At 73.5% G+C, this 15,126-nt stretch carries 14 protein-coding genes; 4 read left to right on the forward strand and 10 right to left on the reverse strand.

Annotated features, from left to right (window positions below):
- The 7 genes from ACGF5C_RS18200 to ACGF5C_RS18230 form a co-directional block, all read right to left on the reverse strand.
- Positions 1-402 (reverse strand): RidA family protein, encoded by a 402-nt coding sequence (locus ACGF5C_RS18200; protein ID WP_393303138.1) that lies wholly within the window; start codon positions 400-402, stop codon positions 1-3.
- 127 nt (positions 403-529) lie between these two features.
- Positions 530-1,537 carry a LacI family DNA-binding transcriptional regulator gene (locus ACGF5C_RS18205; protein WP_393303005.1) on the reverse strand — a complete coding sequence of 336 codons (1,008 nt, stop codon included), beginning with the start codon at positions 1,535-1,537 and terminating at the stop codon, positions 530-532.
- Between the two features lie 19 nt (positions 1,538-1,556).
- A complete protein-coding gene (locus ACGF5C_RS18210; RefSeq protein ID WP_393303007.1) occupies positions 1,557-2,936 on the reverse strand; it encodes a GH1 family beta-glucosidase in 1,380 nt (459 codons plus the stop codon).
- Positions 2,933-3,766, reverse strand: coding sequence for a carbohydrate ABC transporter permease (locus tag ACGF5C_RS18215; protein ID WP_393303009.1), 834 nt, complete (start codon positions 3,764-3,766; stop codon positions 2,933-2,935). The genes ACGF5C_RS18210 and ACGF5C_RS18215 overlap by 4 nt, the downstream gene beginning before the upstream one ends.
- Positions 3,763-4,773: a carbohydrate ABC transporter permease gene (locus ACGF5C_RS18220; RefSeq protein ID WP_393303011.1), complete on the reverse strand. Its 1,011-nt coding sequence runs from the start codon at positions 4,771-4,773 to the stop codon at positions 3,763-3,765. The genes ACGF5C_RS18215 and ACGF5C_RS18220 overlap by 4 nt, the downstream gene beginning before the upstream one ends.
- A gap of 73 nt (positions 4,774-4,846) precedes the next feature.
- Entirely contained in the window at positions 4,847-6,151 is a 1,305-nt protein-coding gene (locus ACGF5C_RS18225) for an ABC transporter substrate-binding protein (protein WP_393303013.1), read from the reverse strand.
- A 301-nt stretch (positions 6,152-6,452) separates the two neighbouring features.
- Positions 6,453-7,214 (reverse strand): maleylpyruvate isomerase family mycothiol-dependent enzyme, encoded by a 762-nt coding sequence (locus ACGF5C_RS18230; RefSeq protein ID WP_393303015.1) that lies wholly within the window; start codon positions 7,212-7,214, stop codon positions 6,453-6,455.
- Between the two features lie 70 nt (positions 7,215-7,284).
- On the opposite strand from ACGF5C_RS18230, the gene ACGF5C_RS18235 reads away from it, so the two are divergent.
- Positions 7,285-8,376, forward strand: a complete 1,092-nt coding sequence (locus tag ACGF5C_RS18235) for a UDP-N-acetylmuramate dehydrogenase (protein ID WP_393303017.1) — start codon at positions 7,285-7,287, stop codon at positions 8,374-8,376.
- A 24-nt stretch (positions 8,377-8,400) separates the two neighbouring features.
- Here ACGF5C_RS18235 and ACGF5C_RS18240 read toward each other — a convergent pair whose 3' ends face one another.
- Together ACGF5C_RS18240 and ACGF5C_RS18245 are read right to left on the reverse strand one after the other, a co-directional pair.
- On the reverse strand, positions 8,401-9,198 hold the full coding sequence (locus ACGF5C_RS18240; RefSeq protein WP_393303019.1) for a class I SAM-dependent methyltransferase: 798 nt from the start codon (positions 9,196-9,198) through the stop codon (positions 8,401-8,403).
- Positions 9,199-9,217: 19 nt separating this feature from the next.
- Positions 9,218-9,982: an SDR family NAD(P)-dependent oxidoreductase gene (locus tag ACGF5C_RS18245; protein WP_393303021.1), complete on the reverse strand. Its 765-nt coding sequence runs from the start codon at positions 9,980-9,982 to the stop codon at positions 9,218-9,220.
- A 182-nt stretch (positions 9,983-10,164) separates the two neighbouring features.
- On the opposite strand from ACGF5C_RS18245, the gene mshA reads away from it, so the two are divergent.
- The 3 genes from mshA to ACGF5C_RS18260 all read left to right on the forward strand — a co-directional run bounded on the left by mshA (position 10,165) and on the right by ACGF5C_RS18260 (position 13,260).
- On the forward strand, positions 10,165-11,520 hold the full coding sequence (mshA, locus tag ACGF5C_RS18250; protein ID WP_393303023.1) for a D-inositol-3-phosphate glycosyltransferase: 1,356 nt from the start codon (positions 10,165-10,167) through the stop codon (positions 11,518-11,520).
- Positions 11,521-11,597: 77 nt separating this feature from the next.
- Entirely contained in the window at positions 11,598-12,185 is a 588-nt protein-coding gene (locus ACGF5C_RS18255) for a YbjN domain-containing protein (protein WP_393303025.1), read from the forward strand.
- A gap of 190 nt (positions 12,186-12,375) precedes the next feature.
- Positions 12,376-13,260 carry a hypothetical protein gene (locus ACGF5C_RS18260; protein ID WP_393303027.1) on the forward strand — a complete coding sequence of 295 codons (885 nt, stop codon included), beginning with the start codon at positions 12,376-12,378 and terminating at the stop codon, positions 13,258-13,260.
- 447 nt (positions 13,261-13,707) lie between these two features.
- Here the strand turns inward: ACGF5C_RS18260 and ACGF5C_RS18265 are convergent, their stop codons facing one another.
- Complete coding sequence (locus tag ACGF5C_RS18265; protein WP_393303140.1) at positions 13,708-15,033, reverse strand: MFS transporter; 1,326 nt, start codon at positions 15,031-15,033, stop codon at positions 13,708-13,710.
- Positions 15,034-15,126: the final 93 nt, after the last annotated feature.

Genomic DNA, 15,126 nt, shown 5'->3' on the forward strand with positions numbered 1-15,126 from the left:
TCAGGCCCCCTCGCGTACGGCGGCGACGGCCTCGACCTCGACGAGCTGGTCGTCGTAGCCGAGCACGGCCACCCCGAGCAGGGTGCTGGGCGGCTCGTGGTCGCCGAACGCGTCCCGGACCACCTCCCACACGGCCACCAGGTCGGCCTGGCGGGACGACGCCACGTAGACGGTGGTCTTGACGACGTCGGTGAGCCGGGCCCCGGCCGCCGCGAGGGCGGTCTCCAGGTTGGCCATCACCTGCCGGGCCTGGCCGACCGGGTCGCCCGGCGCGACGGTCCGCCCCTCGGCGTCGAGCGGGCAGGAGCCGGCGGTGAAGACGAGCCGGGCCGGCGGCTCGACCGTGGCCGCGTACGCGTACTCGGCGACGTCGGAGAGGGCGGGTACGCGGATCAGGTTCAGGGTCACCCGCGCGACGCTACCGGGGCCCGCACCACGCCTCCACGGATTAAGTCCGGCACCGGGGTGCGGCGTTAGGAAGGGGCCCTTCCTATACAGAAGGCGTTAACAGGGTGCCCTTCCTTACACCTCAGGCCGACTCGCGGATGATCAGCTCGGTGGGGAGCACGACGGCCCGCTCGATCGCCTCCCCGGCGGCCAGCCGCAGCAGCAGCCGGGTCATCCGCCGGCCGAGTTCCACGATCGGCTGGCGGACGGTGGTCAGCGGGGGCTCGGTGTACGCGGCCGTCTCGATGTCGTCGAAGCCGATCACCGCCACGTCGTCCGGCACCCGCCGCCCCGCCTCGCGCAGCGCCCGTAGGGCGGCGTGCGCCATCAGGTCGGAGGCGGCGAAGACCGCGTCCAGGTCGGGGTGCTCGGCGAGGAGCTGCCGCATCGCCGTCGTCCCGGACTCGCGGGTGAAGTCGCCGGTCGCCACCAGCTCCGGCAGCCCGGCCTCGGCGACCGTGTTCCGGTAGCCGGTGAACCGCTCGATGCCGGCCACCATGTCCTGGGGGCCGGCGATGGTGGCGATCCGCCGGCGACCGCCCGCGATCAGGTGCCGGACCGCCGTGGTCACCCCGCCGACGTGGTCGACGTCGACGTACGGCACGTCGGCGCCGTCGAGCGGGCGACCGCTGCACACCACCGGGATGCCCAGCCGGGCGAGCCGGCCGGGCAGCGGGTCCTCGCCGTGCAGCGAGGCGAAGAGCACCCCGTCCACGTGCCGCCCGGTGGTGTAGCGCTCCACCCGGTCGTGCCCGGCCGGCGAGCCGGCCAGCATCAGCACGAGCTGCTTGTCGGCGGCCTCCAGCTCCTGGGCTGCGCCCCGGATGATGCCCGGGAACACCTGGTCGTCGGAGAAGACCCGGGTGGCGGCCTCCGGCAGCACCAGGGCGACCGAGTCGGTCCGCTGGGTGACCAGGCTGCGGGCGGCCAGGTTCGGCACGTACCCCAGCTCGGCCACCGCCCGGCGGACCGCCTCCTGGATCGGCTCGGCGACGGTCGTGGAGCCGTTCACCACCCGGGAGACGGTCGCCCGCGAGACCCCCGCCCGCCGGGCCACCGCCTCCAGTGTCGGCCGCTGCGCCGTCGTCATCCCCGTTACCACCGCCTCGTCACAGCCCGTTCCGGGAGATCACCTCCTGGTACCACCGGGCGCTGGACTTCGGTGTGCGGCGCTGGGTCAGGTAGTCGACGTGGATGATCCCGAACCGTCGGCGGTAACCCTCGGCCCACTCGAAGTTGTCCAACAACGACCATACGAGATAGCCCCGCAGGTCCACCCCTCGGGAGATCGCCTCGTGCGCGGCGCGCAGGTGCCCGTCGAGGTAGGCGATCCGGTCGGCGTCGACCACCTGCCCGGCGCCGTCGGGAGCGTCGGTGCCGGCCTTGTCGGGAAACGCGGCGCCGTTCTCGGTGATCAGCAGCGGCACGCCGGGGTAGTCCGTGGCGAGCCGCTCCAGCAGCCGGGTCAGCCCGGCCGGCTCGATCATCCAGCCCATGTCGGTCAGCGGCCCGACCGGCGGCAGGAACTCGACGGCGCCGTCGGTGCCCGGGTACGCGCTGCCGCCCGCGCCGTCCGGCCGGCCGGCGACGTAGGTGGGCGCGTAGTAGTTGACCCCCAGCAGGTCGATCGGGGCGGCGATCAGCTTCTCGTCGCCGTCCCGGACGAACGTCGGCTCGACGATCCGGGCCACGTGCTCCAGCACGTCCTCCGGGTAGGCCGCCCGCAGCAGCGGGTCGAGGAAGATCCGGTTGTGCAGGCCGTCCACCAGGCGGACCGCCGCCGCGTCCGCGGCGCTGTCCGGGTCGGCGGGGCGCACGTCGGCCGGGTTGACGGTGATCCCGATGGTCTCCGCGCCGGCCGCGCGCAGCGCGCGGGCCGCTAGGCCGTGCCCGAGCAGCAGATGGTGTACGGCGGCGAAGGCCGCGCCCGGGTCCCGCTCGCCGGGGGCGTGCACCCCGTTGCCGTAGCCGAGGTAGGCCGAGCACCACGGTTCGTTGAGCGTGGTCCAGGTGCCCACCCGGTCACCGAGCCGGGCGTGCACCGCCGTGGCGTACGTGGCGAAGTGCTCGGCGGTCTCCCGGCTGGTCCAGCCGCCCCGGTCCTGGAGGGTCTGCGGCAGGTCCCAGTGGTAGAGCGTGACGATCGGGTCGATGCCCCGGTCCAGCAGCGCGTCGGTGAGCCGGTCGTAGAAGTCCAGGCCGCGCGGGTTGACCGGGCCGGTGCCGTCCGGCTGGATCCGCGGCCAGGCCACCGAGAAGCGGTACGCCCGCAGCCCCAGCTCCGCCATCAGCGCCACGTCGTCGGCGTACCGGTGGTAGTGGTCGCAGGCGACGTCGCCGGTGTGCCCGTGGTGGACCTTGCCCGACGTACGGCTGAAGGTGTCCCAGATCGACGGGCCGCGACCGTCGTCGGTGGCCGCGCCCTCGATCTGGTACGCGGCGGTCGCCGCGCCCCAGACGAAGTTCTCGGGGAATCGCAGTGTGCTCACGCCTTGACCGCACCTTCCATGATGCCGCCGATGATCTGGCGGCCGAACAGGACGAAGACCAGGAGCAGCGGAAGGGTGGCGATGGCCGTCCCCGTGAACACCTGGGACATGTCGGTGTAGTACCCGTCGGAGAGGGTGCGCAACGCCAGCTGCACGGTCGGGTTCTCCGGATCGTTGAGGACGGCGTACGGCCAGAGGAAGTCGTTCCAGGTGGTCATGAACGTGAGCAGCCCGAGCACGGCGGCGGCCGGGCGCAGCGCCGGCAGCACCACGTTCCAGTAGATCCGCGCGGTGCCGCAGCCGTCCATCCGGGCCGCCTCGATCAGCTCGTCGCTGACGGCCTGGCCGGCGTACTGCCGCATCATGAACACCCCGAAGCCGGTGACCAGGGCCGGCACGATCACCGCCGGCAGCCGGTCGTTCCAGTTCAGCCTGGTCATCAGCAGGTAGAGCGGGATGACGCCGAGCTGGGTGGGCACCATCATCGTCGCGATGATGACCATGAGCAGCGCGTTGCGCCCCCGGAACCGCAGCTTGGCGAAGGCGAACCCGGCCAGCGTGGAGAAGAAGACCACCGAGACGGTGACCGTGGACGCCACGATCGCCGAGTTGACCAGGCCGGTGACGAAGTACGCGTCGGTGTTGCAGAGCAGGCGGGAGACGTTCGCGCCGAGGTTGCCGCCGGGGGTGACCGGGGGCGGGAGCTGACCCATCGCGTCGTTGGAGCGGCTCGCCACCACGAACATCCAGTAGATGGGGAAGATCGACAGAATCCCGGCGGCGATCAGCGCGGCGTAGGTGAGCCGGCTGGCGGCCCAGAGGCGGGTCATCGCGATCCTTCCTTCGGCCTCGCGTCCGCCTTCGGGGGCCGCGAGGCACCGAGCCTGCGCAGGAGCAGCACGTTGACCGCCGCGACGACCGCGATCAGCGCGAAGAGCAGCCACGCCACCGCCGAGCCGTACCCGAAGTTGTAGTGGGGCGCGAAGGCGTTCTCGAACATGTACATGGTCACGGTCTGCGACTCCCGCAGCGGTCCGCCGCGGATCGGGTTGGTCCCGGAGTGGAAGAGCCGGGGCTCGGTGAAGAGCTGGAGCCCGCCGATGGTGGAGATGATGACGGTGAAGATGATCGTCGGCTTGAGCAGCGGCACGGTGATCGACCAGAACTGCCGGGCCCGGCCGGCGCCGTCGATGGCGGCCGACTCGTACAGGTCGCGTGGGATGGCCTGCATCGCGGCCAGGAAGATCAGCGCGTTGTAGCCGGTCCACCGCCAGTCGACCATCGCCGAGATGGCCACCCAGGACGCGAACCGGTTGGACTTCCACTCGACGGCGTCGATCCCGACCAGGTCGAGCAGCCAGTTGACCATGCCGAACTCGCGGCCGAAGAGCACCCCGAAGACGATCGCGACGGCGGCGGTCGAGGTGATGTTGGGGATCAGCACCGCCATCCGGAACGTCGTCCGGGCCCGCAGCCGGCGGTTGAGCAGGTTGGCCAGCCAGAGCGCGGCCAGTAGCTGCGGGACGGTGGAGATGACGAAGATGCCGAGGGTGTTGACGACCGCGTGCCAGAAGTCGGTGTCCGCCAGCAGGCGGCTGTAGTTGTCGAGGCCGACGAACGGGTGGTCGCTGCCGAGCAGGTCCCAGTCGTGCAGCGAGACCCAGAACGTGTAGGCCAGCGGGTACACCCCGAACACCGCGAAGAGCACGAAGAACGGGGCGACGAACAGGTAGGGCGAGAACGTCGTGTCGAGGCGGCTGAGCCGCATCCCCGGCGTACGCCTACCGGTGCGGGGCGCCGGTGCGACCGGCGGGCGCGCGCCGAGCTGGACGGCCATGCCCGGATCACTCCTTTCACGGTGCGGGCGGGATCGGCGCCCCGGCGCCCACCCGCCCGCACTTCCGGTTCGGCTACTTGGCGGCGGCCTTCTTCGCGTTGTTCACCGCGTCCGTCCAGCCCTGCTCGGGGCTGCGCTGACCGAGTTCGACCGTGCGGACGGCGTTCTCGACCTCGGTGCGGACGGCCTGGTTCTTCGGCCCCATGTAGACCGGCTTGAGGGTCTTGGCGCCCGCGCCGAAGATCTGCCCCACCGGTGCGTCCGAGAAGTACGCGTTCTTGGCGTCGACGATCGCCGGGTCGGCCAGCGCCTGCGGCGAGGAGGGCAGCGGGCCCTTGGCCTTGAACGCCCCGATCTGGCCCTTGGCGCTGGTCAGGAATTTCGCCAGCTCGATCGCCTCGGCGCGGTGCTTGCTCTGGGCGGGCACGGCGAGCCACGACCCGCCCCAGTTGCCGCCGTCGCCGGGCACCCGGGCGATGTCCCACTTGCCCTTGGCCTCGGCGCCCGCGTTGCCCTCGATGACTCCGGTCATCCAGGCCGGGCAGGCGATGGTGGCGAACTTGGCCTGCTTGAAGGCCGAGACCCACTCCTCGGACCAGGACCCGTACTTGCCGGACAGCCCGGAGTCGACGATGTCCATCGTGGTGTCCCAGGCCTGCCGGACGGCCGGGTTGCTGTCCACCACCAGGTTGCCGGCGGTGTCGTAGTAGTGGTAGCCCTGCGCGTTGCCCGCCGTCTGGAGCACGATGGTGTTGAAGATGTTGGTCGCGGCGTCCAGGAACGCCGCGCCGGTGTTCTTCGCCTTGAACTGCTCGCCGACCTTGATGTAGTCCTGCCAGGTCGGCCAGAGCTTCGACACCTCGTCGCGCTCGGTGGGCAGGCCGGCCTTGGCGAACAGGTCCTTGCGGTAGCACATCGCCATGCCGCCGACGTCGGTGCCCAGGCCGATCAGCTTGCCGTCCTGGGTCATCCCGCCCTTCCACTTCCACTCCAGGAAGTTGCCCTGGAGTTCGGCCCCGCCGTGGTCGAGCAGGTTGACGAAGTTGTCGGGGTTGGCCTTGTACTCGACCATCAGCCCCTCTTCGATGGCGACGACGTCGCCCGCGCCCTTGCCGGCGGCGAGCCACTGGGTCAGCTTCGGTGAGTAGTCGTCGAGGTTGGTGCCGGTGCCCCGCTCGACGATCTTCACGCCGGGGTGGCTGGCCATGTACTCCTGGTAGAGCTTCTCGTAGCCGAACTGGCTGAACACGTCGACCGTCAGCGTGATCTGGCCGTCGTCGGCGGGTTCGTCGTCGCCGGCGCAGCCGGCGGTGGCGAACAGCGCGGCGGCGGCGACGAGAGCCACCGCCGCCAGGCGGCGGCGCGGAAGGACACCCATGTCTGTCGGACCCCTCTCAGGTCGTCTGAGGTGGTGAGGCAGGTGGCGGAGCAGAGCTGAGAGAGCGCTCTCACGACAGGGTGGTGCCTGCCGGGGGCGGTGTCAAGAGAGCGTTCTCAATGCCGCGCGGAGACTGCCGCGCGCCGGGCCGGCCACGGACCGGGCGGCCGAGGCGGGAGCTGACCGCCGACCGGAGCCGGCGAGGGCTGCGACGCCGGTGGCCGCCCCCGGGACGGGGGCGGCCACCAGCGGACGTGCGGCGGGACCGCGCGGAGCCCTCGGGCCCGGCTTCGCGCGAAGGTCAGCCGACGCGCAGACCCTCGAGCAGGGTGTGGTCGCCGGCCACGTCGAGCGTGTCGAAGCTGACCCGGCCCCAGAGCGCGAGCAGCAGGTCGCTCGCCGTGCCGCTGACCTGCGCCCGGGCGTGGTGGTCGTCGTGGTCGAGGATGGTGGCGGTGTCCAGCAGGGCGACCCCCTCCCCGCGTAGCCGCAGGAACCACTGCTGGGCGGCGTCGACCGCGGAGAGCTGCACCACCCCGTGCCACTGGCCGGCGGTGCGCCGCCGGCCGGCCGGCAGCCAGGTGTCCAGCACCTCGCTCACCCCGTCGGCGGCGAGCTTGGCCTCGACCGGCTCGCCGGCGGCGATCGCGAGCTGGGCGTCCCAGCGGTGCACCGCGGTCTCGTGCGCCATGCGGCGCGGCCAGAAGCCCGCCTTCTTCGGCTGGGGGGCCCAGTTCCAGGCCGGCGCCTCCGGGTCGAGCGCGTCGAACATGGTCATCAGCTGGTCGTACGCCTGTTGCCAGAGCCGCAGCGGGGCGACGCCGGACTCGGGCTCGATCCGCTCGGGCCGGCCGGGCGCCGGAGCGGCCGCGCCGGCGCCCGCGAACGAGTGCACCCAGCGGTAGATGGCGGCGAGGTGCAGGGTCAGGTCGGCGACGGTCCAGCCGGGACAGGACAGCACCGGGGTCTCCGGTGGCGCCTCGGCCACGGCCGCGGCGAACGCCGGGCCGTCCGCCCGCAGCGCGCCGATCCAGAAGTCCTTCGTGCCGTGCAGTCTGTTCATCGCCATCCTCCCGGGGGTGACCGGGCCACCAGTGGGCGCCGCGGCTACCCCTCAGCCTAGGGTGAAAGGCGTGTCTGACGTCTACGCCCAGCCGACAACCAGCACCGAACCCGCCGCTACGTGCGAACTGGCGCGATACACCACATTGCGCCTGGGTGGACCGGCCGGACGCGTCGTGGCCGGCACCGACGCGGACGAGATCGTCCGGGCGGTGCGGGAGGCGGGCGAACGAGACGAGCCGGTCCTGCTCCTCGCCGGCGGCAGCAACGTGGTGATCGGCGACGCCGGCTTCCCCGGCACCGTGGTCCTGGTCCGCTCCCGGGGCCTGCGGGTGGTCGACGAGGACGCCGCGACGGTCACCGTACGCGTCGAGGCCGGCGAGCCCTGGGACGACCTCGTCGCCGCCACCGTGGCCAACGGCTGGTCCGGCCTGGAGTGCCTCTCCGGCATCCCCGGCTCGACCGGCGCCACCCCGATCCAGAACGTCGGCGCGTACGGGCAGGAGGTCGCCGAGACCATCACCGGCGTGCGGGTCCACGACCGGGTCGACGGGACGGTCGGGCGGATCGCCGCCGCCGACTGCGGCTTCGCCTACCGCTCCAGCATCTTCAAGTACAGCGACCGCTGGGTGGTGCTGTCGGTCGACTTCCGGCTGGCCCGCTCGCCGCTGTCCGGCCCGGTGCGCTACGCCGAGCTGGCCCGGGCGCTCGGCGTGGAGGTGGGGGACCGGGTGCCGCTGGCCGACGCCCGGGCCGCGGTGCTGCGGCTGCGCGCCGGCAAGGGCATGGTGCTCGACGCGACCGACCCGGACACCCGGTCGGTCGGCTCGTTCTTCACCAACCCGGTGCTGGACCGCGCGGCGTACGAGCTGCTGCGCGAGCGCGCCGCCGACCTGGGCGAGCCGCCGTCGTGGCCCTGCCCGGGGGACATGGTGAAGATCAGCGCGGCCTGGCTGATCGACAAGGCCGGCTTCGGCAAGGGCCACCCGGGTCCGGAGGGCACCGCCATCTCCGGCAAGCACACCCTCGCCCTGACCAACCGCGGCGGCACCGCCAGCACCGCCGCCCTGGTCGAGCTGGCCCGGGAGATCCGCGACGGCGTCCACCGCCGCTTCGGCGTCACCCTCCACCCCGAACCCGTCCTCGTCAACTGCACCATCTGACCCCGCCCCCGGCGGCTGGAGGGGTCAGATGGGGGAGACGGCGGGCCAGGGGAGGGTGAGTTCGCCGTGGCGCCAACGGCGGGGGCCGTCGAGGATCGGCCAGCCCGACCCGCGTACGGCGGACACCGCGTGGAGCCAGCGCTGGCGGGGGCCGAACGGGGCGTAGCCCGCGGCGGCGTGCCAGGCGTCGTCGAGCGCCCCGATCAGGTCGTGGATCCGCTCGCCGGGGACGTTGCGGTGGATGAGCGCCTTGGGCAGCCGTTCGGCCAGTTCCGCCGGGGTGCCCAGGGTGGTGAGCTTCGCGGCCAGGGTGAGCGTCCGGGGGCCGTCCGCGTCGAGCAGCACCCAGCCGCCGAGCCGGCCCAGTTCGTCGCAGGTGCCCTCCACCAGCAGCCCGCCCGGGGCCAGCGCGGCGGTCATCGTCCGCCAGGCGTCGGCCACCTCGCGCTCGTCGTACTGGCGCAGGACGTTGAACGCGCGGACCAGGGCGGGACGCAGCCCGGCCAACTCGAACCCGCCCCGGGCGAACGTCAGCCCGGGCGGGTCGGCGGCGGGTTGGGCGGCGGCCACGCGTACGGGATCGATCTCCAGCCCGACCACCCGCACGTCGGCGCGGACCCCGGCGGCGAGCCGGGCGCGCAACTCGACGGCGGTGACCGGGGTGGCGCCGTAGCCGAGGTCCACCACCAGCGGGTCGGCGGCGTCGCGCAGCGCCTCCCCGCAGGTCTCGACGATCCAGTTGTCCACCCGGCGGAGCCGGTTGGGGTTGGTCGTCCCCCGGGTCACCACGCCGAGCGGCCGGTGCCGCGCCGTGCCCGCCATCGTCGACCGCCGGTCCGGCTCAGCCGACCCGGTGCACCTTGTGCTGGGCGGCCTGCGCCAGCGGGCGCACCACGAGGCGGTCGACGTTGACGTGCTGCGGGCGGGTCGCGCACCAGGCGACGCAGTCGGCGACATCGTCGGCCACCAGCGGCTCGGCGACCCCGGCGTAGACCGCCGCCGCCTTCTCGGCGTCCCCGCCGAAGCGCACCAGCCCGAACTCGTCGGTCTTCACCATGCCGGGGTCGATCTCCACCACCCGGACGGGACGGCCGCACAACTCCAGGCGCAGGGTGCCGGCGACGGCCGTCTGCGCGTGCTTGGCGGCGGTGTAGCCGCCACCACCCTCGTACACCGTGAAGCCGGCGGTCGAGGAGACGATCACGATGGTGCCGGCCCCGGACGCCTCCAGCGCGGGCAGCAGCGCCTGGGTGACGCGCAGCGTGCCGAGCACGTTGACGTCGTACATCCACTGCCAGTCGCCGACCGATCCGGACTCGACCGGGTCCAGGCCGCGCGCGCCGCCGGCGTTGTTGACCAGCAGGGTGACCGGCCCCGGCGCGGCGGTCGCGGCCTCGGCGAGCCCGGCCACCGACTCGTCGGAGGTAACGTCGCAGGCGACGGCGGTGGCCGTGCCCCCCGCCGCCTCGATCTCCGCGATCAGGGCGGCCAACCGGTCGGTACGCCGCGCGGCGGCGAGCACGTGGAAGCCCTCGGCGGCGAGCCGGCGGGCGGTGGCCGCGCCGATCCCGCTCGACGCTCCGGTGACGACGGCGACAGAGGTCATCCGGCCATTCTCACCCGGCCGGCCGCGCCGGGCGCCCTCGGCGCGGTGATGAGGTCCGTCACGCCCGGGGGTCGCCCCCGCGCATTACAGGGGCGGGATCGGGAAGATGGCATCCGGCGAGGACGTTGTCCGAAAAGCGCCGGGCGTGCGGGACGGCATAAACCGTGACAGAGGGAGCGGACGTGGCGGAAGTGCACACCGGTGTGGGTCGTCAGCGCGGTGCGCGTCCGTGGCCCCGCCCCCGGCGGATCGCCACGCTCTCGGTGCACACCTCGCCCCTGCACCAGCCGGGCACCGGCGACGCGGGCGGCATGAACGTCTACATCCTGGAGGTCGCGCGGCGGCTCGCCGAGGCGGACGTCGAGGTGGAGATCTTCACCCGGGCGACCTCCGGCGACCTGCCCCCGGTCGTCGAGACGGCCCCCGGCGTGCATGTCCGGCACGTCACCGCCGGCCCGCTCGAAGGGCTCACGAAGGAGGAGCTGCCGGGTCAGCTCTGCGCCTTCACCGCTGGCGTGCTGCGCGCCGAGGCGTCCCGCCCACCGGGCTACTACGGCCTGATCCACTCCCACTACTGGCTCTCGGGCCAGGTCGGCTGGCTGGCCAAGGAGCGCTGGGGCGTGCCGCTGGTGCACACCGCGCACACCCTGGCGAAGGTCAAGAACGCCCAGCTCGCCGCCGGGGACCGGCCGGAACCCAAGGCCCGCGTCATCGGCGAGGAGCAGGTGGTCGCCGAGGCCGACCGGCTCGTCGCGAACACCGCGGTCGAGGCCCGGGACCTGATCGACCGGTACGACGCGGACCCGACCCAGGTGGCAATCGTCGAGCCCGGCGTGGACCTGGACCGCTTCCGCCCCGCCCCCGAGGGGCACAAGCGCGCCGCCCGCCGCCGGCTCGGGCTGCCCGCCACCGGGTACGTGGTGGCCTTCGTCGGCCGCATCCAGCCGCTGAAGGCCCCGGACGTGCTCGTCCGTGCCGTGGCCGCGCTGCGCGAGCGCGACCCGGCGCTCGCCGACGAGGTGACCGTGGTGATCTGCGGCGGCCCCAGCGGCAGCGGCCTGGACCGGCCGACCGCCCTGATGGAGCTGGCCGCCTCGCTCGGCGTCGCCGACCGGGTGCGGTTCCTGCCGCCGCAGACGGGCGACGACCTGCCCGCCCTGTACCGGGCGGCCGACCTGGTGGCAGTGCCGTCGCACAACGAGTCCTTCGGGCTGGTGGCGCTGGAGGCCCAGGCATGCGGCACGCCGGTGGTGGCCGCCGCCGTCGGCGGGCTGGTGACCGCGGTCCGGGACCAGGTCAGCGGCCTGCTCGTCGACGGCCACGACCCGGTCGACTGGGCCCGTACGCTCGGCCACCTGCTGCCCGACCGGTTCCGCCGGGCCGAGCTGTCCCGGGGCGCGGCCCGGCACGCCCGCGCGTTCTCCTGGCAGCGGACGGCCTCGGGGCTGCTCGCCGTCTACGGCGAGGCGATCGCCGACCACCGGGCCCGGCTCGCCTCCGAGCTGGCCGGCGACCCGGCGATGTCCTGCTCCTGGTGACGGGCCCGGTGGCGGGTGGCGGCGGGCCGGCCGCCGCCACGCCCGTGCCGGGGCGTGGTCGGCCGTAGAGTGGGCCGATGAGCGCGAAGGACGATCTGGCGGCCCTGATCGAGGCGGTCTGCGACGAGCGGGAGCTGGCCTGGGAGTCGACCGGCCCGGGCTCGTACGCGGTCACGCTGCCGGGCACCCACAAGCTGAAGACGGTCTGCAACCTGATCGTCGGTGAGCACGCGCTGCGGGTCGAGGCGTTCGTGATGCGCCAGCCGGACGAGCGCCGCGAGGAGCTGTGGACCTGGCTGTTGCAGCGCAACGCCCGGATGTACGGGGTGTCCTTCTCCGTCGACGCGGTCGGCGACGTCTATCTGACCGGCCGGGTCAACCCGGCGGGGATCGACGCCGACGAGCTGGACCGGCTGCTCGGCGCGGTGCTGACGTACGCCGACGAGTCCTTCGACACGATGCTGGAGATCGGCTTCGGCAGCTCGATCCGCCGGGAGTGGGAGTGGCGGGTCAAGCGGGGCGAATCCACCGCGAACCTCGCGGCGTTCGCGCACCTCTTCGAGCCGTCCCCGGCCGCCGCCGGCGCGGGCTCCCAGGGGGTCGCCGGCACCGGGGGCGGCGCTCCCGGTGCGGGTGCCCCGGCGGGAGGTTCGGACCGGTCCTGACGGGTATGCCGCACCGCGCGGCGCGGCACTGGGACCCGCCGCGCGCCGAGGACCAACTGTCGAGGAGCGTGAGCGTCCCATGGCTCAGCGGAACAGCTCAGGTCGCGGCGGGACTGCGACCAGGACGAAACGGCAGGCAGGCAACCAGACCCCGAACACGCCGGGGATCTCCGAGTCCGACATCTCGCGGATGAAGGTGGACGAGATCCGGGGGCAGTTGCGCCGGCGCGGGGTCGCCGGGATCTCCGCGCTGCGCAAGCCGGAACTGGTGAAGACGCTGGTGCGGACCCTGCGTGCGGAGCGCCCCGCGGGCGGCGCCGCCCGCCGCAGCACCGGGCCCGCCGGCCGCGCGGCGGGGACGAAGGCATCGGCCGGCCGGGCCGCCGCCACGAAGAAGGCGGCTGCCGGACGGGCCGCGGGCAAGGCCGCCCCGAGCCGGGCGAAGGCCGCGAACAAGACCGCCCCGGCGAAGAAGGCCCCGGCCCGGAAGGCCGCCGCGAAGGCAGCTCCCGCGAAGAAGGCGGCCCCCGCGAGGAAGACGGTGGCGGCGAAGAAGGCGGCTCCCGCGAAGAAGACCGCGGCGGCGAAGAAGACCGCGCCGGCGAAGAAGACCGCGCCGGCCCGGAAGACCACGGCGGCGAGGAAGACTGCGCCGGCTCCGTCGCGCGCCGGCGCGGCGCGCGGCGGTACGGCGCAGGCCACCCCCGTCCGGACCGGCCGTGCCACCGGGCGGTCGGTACGTTCGTCGCAGGTGATCACCTCGACCGCCGACCGGCCCGAACGCCCCGGCCGCAGTCTGGTCACCGCGAACCACGACGTGATCCGGCGCTGGGCGCAGGAGCGCGGCGCGAAGCCGGCGACGATCGCGGGTACCGAGCGGGAGGGCCGGGCCGGCGTGCTCACGTTCAACATCCCCGGATACCGGGAGAGCAGCCGGATTCGCGAGATCACCTGGGACGAGTGGTTCCGCACCTTCGACGATCGCAGGCTGAACCTGATCTACCAGGAGCAGCTCCGCGACGGCCGGCCCAGCAACTTCTTCCGTACGGAATCCCCGGATCGTGAGGACGCCTGACGTGTTTGGGGGAATGGCCGACGGGTATCCGCTGTTTGCCACGACGGAGGACCGAGACAGCGACATCCGGGTGGGACACCGGGTGCTGTGACCGGCGAGACAGCCGATCCAGCTTGAATCGGGAATCCGGGCGAACTAACTTTATTGCACCGCGCCACGCTCGGAAACGTTCGGGGGAGCGGCGGATCGATCAGATCCGTGCACCGAGCGAGGCGCAGGGGACGGGTGGAACAACACCGTTGGGGGACGGTGGCCACCTGTTTGGACCGGCGGCGCGAGCGGGCGACGCCTACGGGGGTGGGTATCGCCCGCCGCCGCCGGTCATACCGTGCGAGCGCCCATCACGACCTCGGGTCGTGATGGGCGCTCTGCTTTCCCCGGGGCCCGCCCGCCTCTCGCCAGGTGCGCGGCGATGCCGGCCTCCCCGACCGCCGCCGGCCGTACGGATCAGCGCGCCGGTTCGGGAGCCCGGGCGGGGGTCGCGGGCCGGAGGTGGGCCTGGGTGTGGGCGGCGCGGAGGGCGGCCACCCGGCGGTCGCGGGACGGGCCCGTCAGCAGGTGGCAGCCGGCCGCCAGCAGCCCCAGCCCGCCGACGACGAGCCAGTGCCCGTCCCCGAGGTACTGCAGGCTCACCCCGCCCAGCGTGGGCGCCACGAACGACGCCGCCGGGAACGCCAGGTAGAACACCGACTGGTAGCGGGCGCGCAGTCCGGGCGGGGCGAGGTCGGCGTTGATCTGGGCGTTCGGCGGGGCGGCGAGCATCTGGCCGACCGTCCAGACCACCGCCGCGGCCAGGTACACCGCCAGGTCGTCGGCGACGGCGAGGACGGCGAAGCCGGCCGCCAGCAGCACGGTCGACACGGCCAGGACGTGGTGCTTGCGGTGCTGCTCGATCAGCCTCGGCACGAAGAGCTGCCCCACCACGATCAGCACCCCGCCGAGCGCGACCACCGCCCCGTACGCCGACGGGCGCAGCCCGTCCGTCCGCATCGCCAGCGGCATGATCGTCGAGGTCTGCATGGTCAGCACGGCCAGCACGAAGGTGAGGCCCACGAAGGTGAGGAAGGTGCGGTCCGTCAGGGCCGTGTGCAGCCCGGGCGGGCGCGGACGCTCCCGCCGCCGTGCCGCCCGCACCCGGTGTCCCGCCGCCGCGGCGGCACCTGCCGCCCGGCGCACCCGCACCCGCACAAGCGTTTCCGGGACCTTCCAGGCGATCACCAGGGCCGCGACCAGGGTGGCGGCGGCGTCGACCAGGAAGAGTGCGAGGAAGCTGGCCTCGGCGAGCAGGCCGGCCAGCAGCGAGGCCACCGCCATGCCGAGGTTGAACGCCCAGAACTGGAGGTTGAACGCGCGGGCGCGGCGCCGCTCGGGCACCACGTCGACGATCGCCGCGACGAAGGCGGGGCTGGGCATCGAGTGCGCCAACCCGACCAGGGCGGCGAGCACGGCGATCACCAGCAGGTGCCGGCTGAAGGCCAGCGCGACCATGAGCCCGGCGGTGACCAGGTGGGCGGCGAGCAGGGTGGCCCGGCGTCCCCACCGGTCTGCCAGCACCCCGCCGAGCAGCACGCCGCCCGCCCCGCCCAGCCCGTACGCCCCGACCACCGTGCCCGCCAGCGCCTCGCTCGCGCCGCGCGCATCGGTCAGGTAGAGCGACAGGAAGAGCATCGCGAAGGCGCCGGCCCGGTTGATCAGCAGGCCGGCCCAGAGGTACCAGAAGGTGGCGGGGAGGCCGCCCGCGGTGTCGTCCAGCCAGCGACGCAGGGCCCGCACCCGTCCCTCCAGACAGTTGTGTTTGTTAACGGTTTCAGGCACGACCGTAGGAAGCCCGGGTCCGGCGCGCCAGCGTGTCGCTGATCACCGCAC

It is taken from the genome of Micromonospora sp. NPDC047620 (assembly GCF_043205005.1).
Taxonomy (GTDB): Bacteria; Actinomycetota; Actinomycetes; order Mycobacteriales; family Micromonosporaceae; genus Micromonospora.

Coding starts and splice junctions, on each gene's coding strand:
- ACGF5C_RS18205 (WP_393303005.1), bottom strand. CDS start 1,537: ATGACGACGGCGCAGCGGCCGACACTGGAGGCGGTGGCCCGGCGGGCG.
- ACGF5C_RS18215 (WP_393303009.1), bottom strand. CDS start 3,766: ATGACCCGCCTCTGGGCCGCCAGCCGGCTCACCTACGCCGCGCTGATC.
- ACGF5C_RS18220 (WP_393303011.1), bottom strand. CDS start 4,773: ATGGCCGTCCAGCTCGGCGCGCGCCCGCCGGTCGCACCGGCGCCCCGC.
- ACGF5C_RS18225 (WP_393303013.1), bottom strand. CDS start 6,151: ATGGGTGTCCTTCCGCGCCGCCGCCTGGCGGCGGTGGCTCTCGTCGCC.
- ACGF5C_RS18230 (WP_393303015.1), bottom strand. CDS start 7,214: ATGAACAGACTGCACGGCACGAAGGACTTCTGGATCGGCGCGCTGCGG.
- ACGF5C_RS18240 (WP_393303019.1), bottom strand. CDS start 9,198: ATGGCGGGCACGGCGCGGCACCGGCCGCTCGGCGTGGTGACCCGGGGG.
- ACGF5C_RS18245 (WP_393303021.1), bottom strand. CDS start 9,982: ATGACCTCTGTCGCCGTCGTCACCGGAGCGTCGAGCGGGATCGGCGCG.
- ACGF5C_RS18255 (WP_393303025.1), top strand. CDS start 11,598: ATGAGCGCGAAGGACGATCTGGCGGCCCTGATCGAGGCGGTCTGCGAC.
- ACGF5C_RS18260 (WP_393303027.1), top strand. CDS start 12,376: ATGAAGGTGGACGAGATCCGGGGGCAGTTGCGCCGGCGCGGGGTCGCC.